Source organism: Rhizobium sp. P28RR-XV (assembly GCF_012641385.1).
Lineage (GTDB): Bacteria > Pseudomonadota > Alphaproteobacteria > Rhizobiales > Rhizobiaceae > Rhizobium.
Genome location: NZ_JABAIG010000003.1, coordinates 83157 through 97545, shown reverse-complemented (window position 1 = coordinate 97545; position 14389 = coordinate 83157). Strand labels below are relative to the sequence as shown.

The 14389-nt window shown below is 60.7% G+C and carries 13 protein-coding genes; 7 read left to right on the top strand and 6 right to left on the bottom strand.

Annotation, left to right across the window (positions count from 1 at the left end):
* Nucleotides 1–97: 97 nt before the first annotated feature.
* The 3 genes from HGP12_RS07370 to HGP12_RS07360 all read left to right on the top strand — a co-directional run bounded on the left by HGP12_RS07370 (nucleotide 98) and on the right by HGP12_RS07360 (nucleotide 1813).
* Complete coding sequence (locus HGP12_RS07370) at nucleotides 98–1036, top strand: LysR family transcriptional regulator (protein WP_168839553.1); 939 nt, start codon at nucleotides 98–100, stop codon at nucleotides 1034–1036.
* A gap of 82 nt (nucleotides 1037–1118) precedes the next feature.
* Nucleotides 1119–1370, top strand: coding sequence for a type II toxin-antitoxin system Phd/YefM family antitoxin (locus tag HGP12_RS07365; protein ID WP_168839554.1), 252 nt, complete (start codon nucleotides 1119–1121; stop codon nucleotides 1368–1370).
* A gap of 2 nt (nucleotides 1371–1372) precedes the next feature.
* Nucleotides 1373–1813, top strand: coding sequence for a type II toxin-antitoxin system VapC family toxin (locus tag HGP12_RS07360; RefSeq protein WP_168839555.1), 441 nt, complete (start codon nucleotides 1373–1375; stop codon nucleotides 1811–1813).
* A 203-nt stretch (nucleotides 1814–2016) separates the two neighbouring features.
* Here the strand turns inward: HGP12_RS07360 and xdhC are convergent, their stop codons facing one another.
* The 4 genes from xdhC to uraH are packed head-to-tail and all read right to left on the bottom strand — an operon-like array spanning nucleotide 2017 to nucleotide 7069.
* Nucleotides 2017–2853, bottom strand: coding sequence for a xanthine dehydrogenase accessory protein XdhC (gene xdhC, locus HGP12_RS07355; protein ID WP_168839556.1), 837 nt, complete (start codon nucleotides 2851–2853; stop codon nucleotides 2017–2019).
* 4 nt (nucleotides 2854–2857) lie between these two features.
* Nucleotides 2858–5212, bottom strand: coding sequence for a xanthine dehydrogenase molybdopterin binding subunit (gene xdhB / locus HGP12_RS07350; protein ID WP_168839557.1), 2355 nt, complete (start codon nucleotides 5210–5212; stop codon nucleotides 2858–2860).
* A 3-nt stretch (nucleotides 5213–5215) separates the two neighbouring features.
* On the bottom strand, nucleotides 5216–6700 hold the full coding sequence (gene xdhA / locus HGP12_RS07345) for a xanthine dehydrogenase small subunit (protein ID WP_168839558.1): 1485 nt from the start codon (nucleotides 6698–6700) through the stop codon (nucleotides 5216–5218).
* Between the two features lie 3 nt (nucleotides 6701–6703).
* On the bottom strand, nucleotides 6704–7069 hold the full coding sequence (gene uraH, locus HGP12_RS07340) for a hydroxyisourate hydrolase (RefSeq protein WP_168839559.1): 366 nt from the start codon (nucleotides 7067–7069) through the stop codon (nucleotides 6704–6706).
* Nucleotides 7070–7342: 273 nt separating this feature from the next.
* On the opposite strand from uraH, the gene puuE reads away from it, so the two are divergent.
* Nucleotides 7343–8800, top strand: a complete 1458-nt coding sequence (puuE, locus tag HGP12_RS07335; protein WP_168839560.1) for an allantoinase PuuE — start codon at nucleotides 7343–7345, stop codon at nucleotides 8798–8800.
* Nucleotides 8801–8842: 42 nt separating this feature from the next.
* Nucleotides 8843–9328: an ureidoglycolate lyase gene (locus tag HGP12_RS07330; RefSeq protein ID WP_168839561.1), complete on the top strand. Its 486-nt coding sequence runs from the start codon at nucleotides 8843–8845 to the stop codon at nucleotides 9326–9328.
* Between the two features lie 254 nt (nucleotides 9329–9582).
* Here the strand turns inward: HGP12_RS07330 and HGP12_RS07325 are convergent, their stop codons facing one another.
* Nucleotides 9583–10875, bottom strand: a complete 1293-nt coding sequence (locus HGP12_RS07325) for an NCS2 family permease (RefSeq protein ID WP_168839562.1) — start codon at nucleotides 10873–10875, stop codon at nucleotides 9583–9585.
* 357 nt (nucleotides 10876–11232) lie between these two features.
* Nucleotides 11233–12042, bottom strand: a complete 810-nt coding sequence (gene bhcR / locus HGP12_RS07320) for an HTH-type transcriptional regulator BhcR (RefSeq protein ID WP_168839563.1) — start codon at nucleotides 12040–12042, stop codon at nucleotides 11233–11235.
* A 197-nt stretch (nucleotides 12043–12239) separates the two neighbouring features.
* Between bhcR and bhcA the strand changes: the two genes are divergently transcribed.
* A complete protein-coding gene (gene bhcA / locus HGP12_RS07315; protein WP_168839564.1) occupies nucleotides 12240–13430 on the top strand; it encodes an L-aspartate--glyoxylate aminotransferase BhcA in 1191 nt (396 codons plus the stop codon).
* Between the two features lie 11 nt (nucleotides 13431–13441).
* Complete coding sequence (gene bhcB, locus HGP12_RS07310) at nucleotides 13442–14389, top strand: beta-hydroxyaspartate dehydratase BhcB (protein WP_168839565.1); 948 nt, start codon at nucleotides 13442–13444, stop codon at nucleotides 14387–14389.

The following is a 14389-nucleotide window of genomic DNA, read 5'->3' as shown; positions in this document are numbered from 1 at the left end:
TTTTCTCGGAAATCCCGGTTAATCCGCAACACTTTCAAAAAAATCTATAAGATGCCCGCCGGTTTGTTCTGCACGCTGATGTGGTAGAAAGAGGCCCATGTCCTATCTTGATAATGTGCGTGTCTTCGTTCGCGTGGTCGAACTCGGTACTCTTTCGGCAGCAGGCCGCGACCAGCGCGTCACGCCTGCGGTTGCGAGCAATCGCATCAAGGAGCTTGAGCGCCATCTCGGCGTGCGCCTCTTCAACCGCACGACACGTAAGCTGTCGCCGACCGAGCACGGTCGTGTTTTCTATGAAAAGGCCGTGAAGATCATCGAGGCTGTCAATGAGGCGGAAGCGGCGATCGCCGATCTCTCACGCAATCCGAAGGGGTCGCTGAGGATCACCGCGCCGCTCGGCATCGGCCGGCGGCTGATCGCGTCAGGCATTCCGGAATTCCACGATAAGTATCCGGATATCGAGGTGCGGGTGCGCTTGTCGGATCACAATGTGGATATTTTGGCGGAGGGCGTCGACGTTGCCTTCAAGCTTGGAGTCCTGGAGGATTCGAACCTACGCATGCGCGGCATCCTCAATTGCGAGCGCGTGCTGTGTGCATCGCCGGCCTATCTCGCGCAGCGTGGCGTGCCACCGACCGCCGACGCGTTGATTGCCGACAAGCATGACTGTCTTCTGCTGCGCTATCCCGGGTCGAAGGAATATTACTGGATGCTGATGACGGCGGAAGGCCCTCGCAAATTCGAGGTTGCCGGCCCCTATGACAGCGACGATGGTGACGTGCTCACCCAATGGGCGCTGGAAGATCGCGGCATCATCAACAAGCCGTTGTTCGAGGTGAAGGCCTATCTCAAGCAGGGCCGGCTGGTGGAGATCCTGAAGGAGAGCCCACCGGCTCCGGTGCAGCTCGCCGCCATCTACCCGCATAAGCGCTTTCAGGACCCGAAGGTCCGCCTGATGATTGATTTCATGGCCGAGCGCTGTCAGCGGCTCATCGGCAAACTACTCGAAGATGAGCCGGCAGCCGCGGCCTCGTGATCTGAAGGCCGCAGGTTGATCTCCGCTTGATTCAAATCAGTGAGATCACATATGACTACCAATAGTCACATGGAGAAATGGCATGAAGGAAATTCAGCTCAAGGATGCAAAGGCGACGCTTTCTGCTGTGGTCGATCAAGCCGTGGCCGGTGAACCGACCGTCATCACCCGCCATGGCCGGAAGGAAGCCGTACTGGTTTCCTTTGAAGAATGGCAACGGGTTTCCAAAGTGCCTGAATTCGCCGATCTGCTGTTGATCTTTCCCGGCGAGCCGGCAGATATTCCGGAACGATCGCGAAAGCCCGCACAGGCATTGCGTGAAAACGGCCTCTGATCTTGTATCTTCTGGACACCAATATCGTGTCGGCCGATGCGCCGACCAAGCGCCACGTCGGCGTTGGTACATTCGCGGCCTGGCTGCGTGCCAATAATGACCGGCTTTATCTTTCGGCTATCACCATCGCCGAGATCGAGGCAGGCATCGCCCGCGCGGTCAGAACCGGGGCGACGACGAAAGCGGAGCACCTGCGCCGCTGGCTCGCGGCGGTGGAGCATTTCTATGCCGGCCGTATCTTGCCGTTTGGTATCGAAGAAGCGAAGCACGCTGGCCTGATGCTTGACCGTGCGCGTGCTCATGACCTCGGCTTTGAGGACATTGCCATTGCCGCCACTGCCGCTGCGCACGGCCTCACTGTTTTGACGGCCAATGAGTGCCATTTCGAACCGCTTGGCGTGCCGCTCGCCAATCCACTGAAGCAGTTGCCCATTATCCAATAACGGGCTTTGCCGTGATTGGCTGCCCTGCAGCCAGCCCATTTTCGACGGCCTCTGTAGGACGACGATACCCTCAAGCAAAGATGCCGAGGTCATTTCGGGAACGTCTAGCGGCTGACGGCTCCGCTAGAGCCGAATCTGAATCCGCTCTAGAAGCAAAGAAGGAGAGCGTGATGTCGTCCGAAAACCGCCTACACTTTTCGGCATCACGCTCTAAGCTTTGCGCGATTGGAGGCCCAGATCAGTGCTGCCGTCATGATTTCGGCGGCGGCAAGGGTGGCGATGACCGTGGGACGCTTGTCTTTCACCGCAGTTCCGCCGATCGGGCAGACGAGGCGATCGAAAAGTTCCGCATGACCAGTTTCGCGCGAAAGCCAGCTGCAGAAGGTGGCGCGCTTCGTCTTCGAGCCGATCATGCCGACATAGGCGGAATCGTTACGTTTGAGCGCCTCGGTGGCAATCAGGAAGTCGAGCGCGTGATCATGGGTGAGGATGACGAAGCTGCTGCCGGCCGGCGCATCGTGCACCACGGCTTCCGGCATGGCCGTCAGGCAGGTTTCGATACCAGACACCTTGGAGGCCGTTAGTTCGTCTTCCCGCGTATCGACAAGCACGACACGCAGCGGCGCGAGCGAAAGGGCCATCGCGAGCGCATCGCCGACATGGCCTGCTCCGAAAACATAGACATGCGGACGCGCGGCCATTTCCCGGTCGCTGCGGGCGATGAGTTCGTTCGCTAGTTCAGGATTGAGCACGGTAAAGGCAAGTCCCACCCGGCCGCCGCAGCATTGGCCGATCTCCGGGCCGAGCGGCACGTTCATCGGCTGGGCGGCAAGGCCGGAACGCAAGGCTCGGCGCGCCTGGTCGATTGCCATATATTCGAGGGTCCCGCCGCCAATCGTCGCGAAGATCGCCCGTTCCGACACCAGCATCCAGGCATCGGTATCGCGTGGCGCCGAGCCCGCGACGGCAGTCACCTCGACCAGGATCGACGCCGGCTCGCGGCGCAGAAAATCCCGGATATCTTCGCAGGTGGCAGACATGACCTCATTCCTTCTGTGCGGCCTTGAGGCGCTCGATTGCCATCAGCACCCGCTCGGGCGTTGCCGGCGCGTCGAGACGCGGGCAGATCTTATGGTCGGCCACACTCGCCACCGCGTCCGAAAGAGCATGCAGCACTGCAAGGCCGAGCGGTAGCGGTGGCTCGCCCACGGCCTTGGACCGATGGATCGTCGGCTCATACGCTTCCGACCAGTCAGTCAGGGCCACATTGAAAATCTTCGGGCGGTCGGATGCAAGAGGGATCTTGTAGGTGGAGGGCGCATGCGTTCTAAGGCGTCCCTTGCCATCCCACCAAAGCTCCTCCGTCGTCAGCCAGCCCATGCCCTGGATGAAGCCGCCCTCGACCTGGCCGATATCGATGGCCTGGTTCAGCGAGTGACCGGTATCGTGCAGGATATCCGTGCGTTCGACGACATATTCGCCGGTCAGCGTATCGATCGACACTTCCGAACAGGCAGCGCCATAGGCGTAATAGTAGAAAGCATGGCCACGGCCCGCCTTCCGGTCCCAGTGGATCTTCGGCGTCTTGTAGAAACCGGCGGCCGAAAGCTGGACGCGGGCCATATAGGCCTTCTTGATGAGATCGGGGAAGGATATCTCGCTATCGCCGATCCGCACGCGATTGGGCAGGAACACCACCTGGTCACGCGGCACCCGATAGCTTTCCGCGGCAAAGGCGATCAGCCGATCCTTGATCTGGTGAGCGGCGTTCTGTGCCGCCATGCCGTTCAAGTCAGCTCCCGAGGAAGCCGCAGTCGGTGACGTGTTCGGCACTTTGGCCGTCGTCGTCGCGGTGATCTTCACCCGGTCGAGATCGATCTGGAATTCTTCCGCTACGACCTGCGCCACCTTCAGATGCAGGCCTTGCCCCATCTCGGTGCCGCCGTGGTTCATGTGCACGGAGCCGTCGCTATAGACATGGACCAGAGCGCCGGCCTGGTTTGACTCGGTCTTGGTGAAGGAGATGCCGAATTTCACCGGCGTCAGCGCGATGCCGCGCTTGACGATGCGACTCTTCGCGTTGAACTCGGCAATCGACTGCCGACGCCCGGCGTAATTGGCGCTTTCCTCCAGTTCGGCGACGATACGCTGGATGATGCAGTCCTCGACGGTCTGGTGATAGGGAGTGACGTTGCGCTCACCCTTGACCCCCATCGCGTCGTAGAAATTCAGCTTGCGGATGTCGAGCGGGTCCTTGCCGACCGCGAATGCCACCTCGTCGATGACGCGCTCGGCGCCGACCATGCCCTGTGGGCCGCCGAAGCCGCGAAATGCGGTGTTGGAGACAGTATTGGTGTAGAGCGGCGCCGACTTCGCATGAACATGCGGAAAGAAATAGGCGTTGTCGCAGTGGAACAGCGCCCGGTCGCCGACAGGGCCGGAAAGGTCGGCGGAGAAGCCGGCGCGAAGCGCAAACGTATAGTCCACGGCCAGGATGCGGCCTTCATCGTCGAAACCGACATCGTAGTCGATAGCGAAATCGTGCCGTTTGCCTGTCGCGACCATATCCTCATCGCGGTCGAGCCGGATCTTGATGGCGCGTTTCAGCTTCTTGGCGGCAATGGCCGCGATCGCGGCGCATTGGTTCGCCTGCGTTTCCTTGCCGCCGAAGCCGCCGCCCATGCGGCGAACCTCGATCGTCACTGCGTTGCTCGGTACGCCGAGCGCATGGGCGACCATATGCTGCGTCTCGCTCGGACCCTGGGTGGAGCAATAGACGACGACCTCGTCATCCTCGCCAGGCACGGCAAGCGAGACCTGGCCTTCGAGATAGAAATGATCCTGGCCGCCGAGCCGCATGCGGCCGGTCACCCGCCTCGGTGCGCTTTCAAGCGCGGCTGCCGCATCGCCACGCTTCAGCGTCAGCGGCGTGACCACCTGCCTGTGGGTCGAAACGTCGAGATCCCAGATGTCGATATCGGCCGGCAGTTCCTCGTATTCGATCTTGGCCAGCCGCGCGGCGCGGCGCGCCTGCTCACGCGTTTCCGCGATCACGCAGAAGATCGGCTGCCCGTGAAACTCGACCTTGCCGGCGGCAAGCACCGGGTCGTCGTTCATGTAGGAGGGCGAGATATCGTTGATGCCGGGCACGTCCTCATGCGTCAGTACCGCAACGACGCCGGATGCGGCATGCACGGCAGTAAGATCGACGGAATTCAGGACGCCGTGGGCGACCGTGGACAGGCCAAGACCGGCATGCAGCGTCCCGGTCGGTTCGGTAATGTCGTCGATATAGACGGCCGTACCGGAGACATGCTTGTGGGCTGAGTCATGGCGCGGGCTGGTATGAACTCCGCCGACGATGGTTTCGGCCTTGATGTCTGAAGCATGTTTGTTCATGGCCTACGCAGCCTCATATCTGGACACCTGAACCGGTGCCGCACTGGATGTCGTTTCCAGGTAGAAACGCAAGAGAAGATTCTTCGCCGCGAGCGCGCGGTATTCCGCCGTGGCGCGCATATCGGTCAGCGGCGCGTAGTCCTCGGGGTACTTTTCCATTGCCGCCTCCACCGTCGTCTCGTTCCAGGGCTGGCCGAGCAGCGCATTTTCGACGGCGAAGGCTCGTTTCGGCGTCGCGGCCATGCCGCCATAGGCGATCGTAATTCCGGCGACGGTGCCGTCGGTGGCAAGTGCCACACGGAAGGCGCCGAGCGTCGCCGCAATGTCCTCGTCCCGCCGCTTCGTGACCTTGTAGACGGCGAAGTTCTCGTCCGCGGGCGGAACCGGAACATGCACCGCCTCGACGAATTCGCCGGGCTGGCGGTCCTGCTTGCCGTACGCGACGAAGAAGTCTTCGAGCGCGATGGTGCGGCGGGTCTCACCCTTGTGCAGGGTCAGCGATGCGCCAAGCGCGATCAGCGGCGGCGGCGTATCGCCGATCGGCGAGCCATTGGCGATGTTGCCGCCGATCGTTCCCATGTTGCGTACCTGCTGGCCGCCGATACGGGCAACCAGCGGACCGAGTGCAGGAATATGCTGCGAAAGAGTTTCGAAGGCTTCCGTGTATGTGACGCCGGCGCCGATGGTGATGATACCGTCCGCAACGGCGATCGACTTCAATTCCTGCAATCCGGCTATGAAGACGACCGGTGTGATGTCGCGCATGTGCTTGGTAACCCAGAGGCCGACATCGGTGGAGCCGGCCACCACCGTTGCGGTCGGCGATGCTTCGAGGACTGAGGCGAAATCGTCGAGGCTCGCGGGCACGATCAGCCGATGCCGACCTTCGCCGATTTCGACACGCGCGCCATCGGCAAGCGCCTTCAAGCGTGCGATTGTCGCGTCGCGCTCGATAAGCAAGGGATCGTTCAGCGTTCCGCCATAGCTGGAAACGGCCCGCGCCGCGCGCAGGATCGGCTCGTAGCCGGTGCAGCGACAGAGATTGCCCTGCAGCGCGGTTTCGATCTGCTGGTTCGTCGGGTCTGGCGTCTGCATCCATAGCCCGTAGAGCGACATGACGAAGCCCGGCGTGCAGAAGCCGCATTGCGATCCATGGAAATCGACCATGGCCTGCTGCACCGGATGCAGTTGATTATCGCTGGCTGCCAAATGTTCGATAGTGACGACATGGCAGCCGTCGAGCGAGCCGAGGAAGCGAATGCAGGCATTGACGCCTTCATAGACGAGGCCGCCCGTCGGCGTCAGCCTGCCGACCAGCACAGTGCAGGCGCCGCAATCGCCCTCGGCGCAGCCTTCCTTCGTGCCCTTGAGCGAGCGGGAGAGCCGCAGCCAGTCGAGCAGGGTCTGATCGGGCGCAACGTTGCTGAGAGTCACGTCCTCGCCGTTCAGGATGAAACGCAGTTCTGAGCGGATAGTTAAGGTCGCCATCGTTTAGCTCCCGCGATAGGTGGAATAGCTGTAGGGCGAGAGGAGCAGCGGCACATGGTAATGGGCTCCTTCGTCGGCGAGACCGAAGCGGATCGGGATGATATCCAGGAACAACGGGCCTTCGGATGTGCGGTCGAGATAGTCACCGGCATGGAAGCGCAGCTCGTAGGTGCCGGTCTTCATGGTCTCGCCCGACAGCAGCGGCGCGTCGCAGCGGCCGTCATCATTGGTCTCGGCGGATTTGAGGTGGCGATGCGTGTCGCCCTCGATCCGGTAGAGATCGATGCGCAGACCCCTTACGGGCCTGCCGAGCGCGGTATCCAGCACGTGGGTCGTGAGCCGGCCGGCTTCTGGCGAATGAGACTGCATGTTTTTCTCCCGAACGTGGAGCGTGATGCCGAAAAGTGTAGGCGGTTTTCGGACGACATCACGCTCTACTTCTTTGATTCTAGAGCGGATTCAGATTTTAGGTCGAACAGACCTAAAATCATCCAGCTCTAGCGCTCCTGCCTCCACTATCCGACAGGCTCATTCCGCTGAAAAGCAGCTGTAACGTTCGAGACTTTCAAAATTTCCAATGGGAATAGCGCGCGCGATTTGCGGTTAGACATTTGCGATCGAAGACATTTGGAGGAGTGTTTCATGCGATATTGCCGTGACATGCACGGATATGGCCAGACGCCGCCGGCGGCCCGGTGGCCAGGCAATGCGCGCATCGCCGTGCAATTCGTTCTGAACTACGAAGAGGGCGGCGAGAACTGCGTGCTGCACGGCGATGCGGCATCCGAAGCCTTCCTTTCGGAAATCGTCGGCGCTGCCCCATGGCCGGGCCAGCGCCACTGGAACATGGAATCAATTTATGAATATGGCGCCCGTGCCGGCTTCTGGCGCTTGCACCGGCTTTTCACCGAGAAGCAGGTGCCCGTGACCGTCTACGGCGTCGCAACCGCGCTGCAACGCTCGCCGGCGCAGGTCGCCGCCATGCAAGAGGCCGGCTGGGAAATCGCTTCGCATGGCCTTAAATGGATCGAGCATAAAGATATGGAGCCGGAAGAAGAGCGCGCGGCGATCGCCGAGGCGATCCGCCTGCACACGCTCATTACCGGCGAGCGGGCGCGCGGCTGGTATACCGGCCGCTGTTCGGTCAACACTGTCGATCTGGTGACGAAAGCGGGCGGCTTCGACTATATCTCCGACACCTATGCCGACGATCTTCCCTATTGGCATGAACATGGCGGGCGCCACCAACTCATCATTCCCTATACGCTCGATGCCAACGACATGCGCTTTGCGACGCCGCAGGGCTTCAACAGCGGCGATCAGTTCTTTAGCTACCTGAAGGATTCCTTCGACGCGCTCCATGCCGAAGGTGCAGCAGGCAGCCCGAAGATGATGAGCATCGGCCTGCATTGCCGCCTGATCGGGCGGCCCGGACGCATCATGGCGCTCGCCCGCTTCATCGACTACGTCCAGAGCCACGACAAGGTCTGGATCGCCCGCCGCGTCGATATCGCCGAGCACTGGGCGAAGACGCATCCGCCAGGGCCGATCTCGGAGCGGCCCTCGCAGATGCCGGAGGGCACCTTTATCGAGCGCTTCGGCGGCGTCGTCGAACATTCGCCCTGGATCGCACACCGTGCCTTTGCTGGCGAACTTTCGCCCGCAAACGATACGGCGATCGGGCTCCATGCCGCGCTCACCTTCCAGTTCCGGGCGGCGAGCGAGGAGGAGCGGCTCGGCGTACTCGTCGCTCACCCGGATCTTGCCGGCAAGCTGGCGCAGGCGAGGCGTCTGACGGCGAGCTCGACGGCAGAGCAGGCCTCCGCCGGGCTCGACGCGTTGACGGACGACGAGCGGGCGCGTTTCACCGCTCTCAATAACCGCTATGTCGCAAAGTTTGGCTTCCCGTTCATCATCGCCGTGCGGGATCACACGAAATCCGGGATTCTCGCCGCGTTCGAGATCCGGATCGAGAATGACCGAGACACCGAATTCGCCACCGCCTGCCGCCAGGTGGAGCGCATCGCGTTCCTCCGGCTCGTGGCCATGCTTCCCACTGGAGAAGGACTGGATCCGAGTGTGCAGCGGAGTGCCGCATGAGGCCGGCTATCGCACTCAAGAGCAAAAATGAGGAGAACGTGAATGAAGGTGATCGAAATTCAACCGTTGACGCGTGTTGCCTTCTTCCCCTTCGGCGAGGTGATAGAGATGGATGGGGCCTATAACTACCCCATCAACGCCGGGAAATGTGTGCGATACCATGATCTGGCAAAAATCGAGACGACCGGGGAGAAGGCGCGCGCGATGATCAGCCTGCTGCGCGGCGAGCCCTACACGCTGCCGCTGGAGCTGCAGATGGTGGAGCGGCATCCGCTCGGCAGCCAGGCCTTCATACCGCTGACCGACAATCCGTTCCTGGTTGTCGTGGCGCGGGAAACCGAAAATGGACCGGGAGAGCCGCTGGCTTTTCGCACAAAGCCTGGGCAGGGCGTCAATATCGGCCGCAATATCTGGCATGGCATCCTCACGCCTCTCGACGGCATTTCGGATTTTGTCGTCGTCGATCGTGGCGGTGAGGGCGTAAACCTGGAGGAACATTTCTTTGCGGAGCCATTCCTGATCTGCTGAACAGTGGAGTGGGTTCAAATGAATCAAGGGGCGCCGCAATTGCGGCGCCCCTTGATTCATTTGGATGTCTCGCTTCTCATCCTGCCTGCGACGTACAGCCTTCCGCTGGTAGTTTCTGGGTATTGCCCATCCGTGAGATGCGCGGCATTTCGGGTCCTAGCTACCTTGCCGGATAAACAGGCAGATCTTGCAAACAAATTGGGAGCCGGACCATCGCAACGGACGATCCGGCTCCTTGAAATGCGCCGCTTTGGCTAGTCCGCAAAGAAGGCGAAGCGCACGATGAACAGGGCGGCAACGATCTGCGTTGCCAGATGAAGCGTCTTCCAGCGGCCGGTGCAGACCTTCAGGACGACGTAGCTGATGAACCCGAAGGCAAGGCCGTTGGCGATCGAATAGGTGAACGGCATTGCAAGTGCCGTCAGCGCCGCCGGTGCCGCCTCCGTCAGGTCGTCCCACTCGATCTCGGTCAGCTCGCGCATCATCAGGCCGGCGACATAAAGCAGGGCCGGTGCGGTGGCATAGGCGGGAACGGAGCCCGCGAGCGGTGAAAAGAACAGCGACGCCAGGAAAAGCATGGCGATGGTGAATGCCGTCAGGCCGGTGCGGCCGCCCGCCTGAACGCCCGAGGCGCTTTCGACATAGGCCGTCGTGCTGCTGGTGCCCATCAGCGAGCCGGCGACGATGGCCGCGCTGTCGGCAAGCAGAGCCCGGCTCAAGCGGTTTGGTTTTCCTTCCTCGAGAAGCTTTGCCCGCTTGGCGACACCGATCAGCGTTCCGGTCGCGTCGAAGACCTCGACGAGCACGAAGACGAGGATGATGTGGATCAGGCCGCCATGAAGAGCACCCACGATATCGAGCTGCAAAAAGGTCGGCATGATCGAGGGCGGAGCCGAAACGATGCCGTGGAACTGGCTGACGCCGAAGATCCAGGAGAGAATGGTGACGGCAAGAATGCCGATCAGGATCGAGCCCCTTACTCTCATCGCGTCAAGAACGGCGATGACGAAGAAGCCGAAGATCGCGAGAAGAGGGCCTGTCTGCTTCAGATCTCCAAGACCGATGAGCGTCGCCTTGTTGGCGACGACGATGCCGGCGCTCTTGAGCGCGATGATCGCCAGGAAGAGACCGATACCGGCGGCGATCGCGCTTCTCAGCGAACGCGGGATGCCGGCGATCAGCCAGCTGCGCACGCCCGTGACCGTCAGCAAGACGAAGATGGCACCCGAAATGAAGACCGCGCCGAGCGCCTGTTGCCAAGTAAATCCGAGCGTGGCGACAACGGTGAAGGCAAAGAAGGCATTGAGGCCCATGCCCGGCGCCATGCCGATCGGCCAATTGGCGACAAGCCCCATAACGATGGAACCCAATGCCGCGGCAAGACAGGTGGCGACGAATATGGCATTACGGTCCATGCCGGTGGTAGACAGGATATCCGGATTGACGAAGATGATATAGGACATCGTCAAGAACGTCGTCACGCCCGCGATGAGTTCGGTGCGCACGGACGTGCCGTGCTCACTCAATTTGAAAAGTCGTTCAAGCATCGTTCCTCCCTAAGCGTTTCAGGCGCTCATGAATGTCATGGGGCTTACCCGCATCTCCTCCGATGCGGGCGCGAGAAGCGCCTGTGACCGGCGTTTCGTGGCGAGGGAGATTGTGCGCTTTTAAAGGCTCCGGACGCTAGAGCCCGATTTCCCTGCAATTTGCGAAAGACATTCTAGTTTTTCAGACCATTTCCAAGCGAGTCGATCGGTTTTCGAAACCAATGGCTCGCGGGAACGCCGGGATTGTCCACCGGCTTCGCTCGCAATCGCCTGACATGACCAGGCAAGCAAAAAAATGATATGCACCATATTTATAGCTGCCACATGACATAGCAACCCATTTTCGGCCCGCCGATCTCACGGGGCTCCGAGACGACGGGATACCATTCCGGCGGCACTCCTCACACGTTCACCAATCCGGTGGATGTCGACGTCCTCGAGCCGATGCTTCGGTCCGGAGACGGAAATGCCTGCGATGGCTTCTCCATGCACGTTCAGGATAGGAGCAGCCACGCAGCGCATTCCCTTGGTCCGCTCCTCGTCGTCGAAGGAGTAGCCGCGGTCCCGCGTCTTCTGCAGTTCCTCGCGCAGCTGATCAAAGGAACGCACGGTATTCTCGGTGAAGCGCTCCAGCTCCTTTTTCCTGAAAAGCGTGGCGAGACGATCGTCGTCATAGGTGCTCAGCAGCGCCTTGCCGATGCCGGAGGCATGCAGCGGCGACAGCGTGCCCGGCGGGAAAAAGGCCCGGATCGACTCGTGGGTCTCCACCTGGCTGATGAATAGGACGTTTCCGTCCTTCTCGATGCCGAGGTTGGAGGTCTCGCCCGTTTCCAGCATGAGCTCCCGCATGACCGGGCGGCTCCGCTCGACGACATTGGTGCGCCGGAGAAAGGCGGAGCCGAGCCGGTATGCCTCCGGGCCGATATACCATACCTGGCGATCGGGGCTGATCTCGACGAATTCGCGTCGCTCCAGCGTCGCGAGCACGCGATGCATGGTCGCCGCCGATTGGCCGAGCTTCCCGGCCAGCTCCGAGAGCGTCATCCCCTCCGGCGTCGAGAGCGCATCGAGCACGTCCAGTGCGCGATCGAGCGCCTGGATCGTATTTTGTGTCTGAGGGCCGTTGAAGGCCTTCGGTCGCCCGCGTCGGCGCATTTCGGCAGCCATCGGTCATCGTCCCCTTTGAGAAGTCAACTTGCAGAAAAATTCTGCTATGAAAAATTAAATTATCCAATGAAAAAATTCAACATACTGTTTTGTATAGATAATACTTACATTTTTCGCATTTTGAAAAATGATTTCAAAAAAATTTATCTCCTGCGCCGGACATGGTATCCATCTTTCAACAGTAGGAGGACACGCAGATGTACATGCAAAATCCGGTCTTCATCCCCGGTCCGACGAATATGCCCGAGGTCCTTCGCAAGGCTGCGGACATGCCGACGCTCGATCACCGTTCCCCGCTTTTCGGTGAAATTCTGCGTCCGGCGCTTGCCGGCGTTAAGAAAGTCATGAAAACCGAAAAGGCCTCCATATTCGTATTTCCGTCTACGGGGACCGGCGGATGGGAAACGGCCATCACCAACACGCTCAGCCCGGGTGACCGCGTATTGGCGGCCCGCTACGGTATGTTCAGCTATCGCTGGATCGACATGTGCCAACGCCACGGCCTCAAGGTTGATATCATCGAGGCCGAATGGGGCGGCGGCGCTCCCGCCGATCGCTATGAGGAAGTTCTCACAGCCGATACCACGCATGAAATCAAGGCCGTCCTGGTCACGCATAACGAGACGGCAACCGGCGTCAAATCCGATATCGCGGCCATCCGCCGGGCGATCGATGCCGCCGGCCATCCCGCCTTGTTGTTCGTCGATGGTGTCAGCTCCATCGCCTCGATGGATTTCCGCATGGACGAATGGTCCGTCGATATCGCCGTGACCGGTTCGCAAAAGGGCTTCATGCTGCCCGCCGGCCTGGCGATCACGGCCTTTTCCCCGAAGGCCCTGGCAGCCGTCGACCATGCAAAGCTCCCGCGCACCTTCTTCGACATTCGCGATATGGCGAAGAGCTATGCGAACGACGCCTATCCTTATACCCCGGCTGTCGGACTCCTGAATGGCCTGAAGCTCTCGACGGAACTGTTGCTCGCCGAAGGCCTGGAGAACGTATTTGCAAGACACCGGCGTATCGCCGGCGGCATTCGAGCCGCCGTTCGGGCATGGGGTCTTAATCTATGCGCCAAAAGCGAGGAACTCTATTCCGACACGGTGAGTGCGATCCGCACGCCGCAAGGTTTCGACGCCACTTCGATCGTCGCGCATGCGGCGAGGAAGTACGATGTCGCTTTCGGAACTGGGTTGGGCGAGGTTGCCGGCAAGGTGTTCCGTATCGGGCATCTCGGCAGTTTGACTGACGTCATGGCTCTTTCAGGCATTGCGACGGCTGAGATGGCCATGGTCGATCTTGGTCTCAACGTCAAACTCGGCTCGGGCGTTGCGGCTGCGCAGGAACACTATCGCAACGACCGCCTGTCCAAGATTCAGGCCGCGGCCTGAGGAGCTACACGATGTACATACCGACATTGGCCGACATGGTGGCCGCGCATACGCGCATCAAGCCCCACATCCATCGCACACCGGTCCTCACCTCCAGCTTCATCAACTTGCTCGTCGGCGCCGAACTGTTCTTCAAATGCGAGAACTTCCAGAAAGCCGGCGCATTCAAGGCCCGTGGCGCATCCAACGCCGTCTTTGGCCTGAGCGACGAGCAGGCGGCCCGCGGCGTTGCAACGCATTCATCCGGCAATCACGGAACGTGCCTTTCCTACGCCGCCGGGCGGCGGGGCATTCCTTGCACCGTCGTTATGCCGCGGACCGCCCCGCAGGCAAAGAAGGACGCCGTCAGGGGATATGGCGGCAGGGTGGTCGAATGTGAGCCTTCGACCTCCTCGCGTGAGGCCGTCTTTGCCGACGTCGTCGCCGAGACGGGTGCCGAATTCGTTCATCCCTACAATGATCCGCGCGTTATCGCAGGCCAGGCGACCTGCTCGATGGAGCTGATCGAACAGGTCGACGGGCTCGATGTCGTGGTGGCGCCGATCGGCGGTGGCGGCATGGTGTCGGGGACCTGCCTCACATTATCGAACCTCGCGCCGAGCATCAGGATCTATGCTGCCGAACCCGAGCAGGCCGATGATGCCTATCGCAGCTTCAAGGCTGGCTACATCATTGCCGACGATGCGCCGAATACGGTTGCCGACGGTCTGAAGGTGCCGCTCAAGGATCTGACCTGGCATTTCGTCAGAAACCACGTGACCGATATCCTGACGGCTTCCGAAGAGGATATCGTCGATGCCATGAAGCTCATCTGGAAGCGGATGAAGATCGTCATGGAACCCTCCAGCGCCGTCCCGCTGGCGACGATCATCAAGAACAGGAAGGTTTTCGCCGGTCAGCGCATTGGCGTCATCATCACCGGCGGAAACGTCGACCTCGACACATTGCCTTGGCAATAA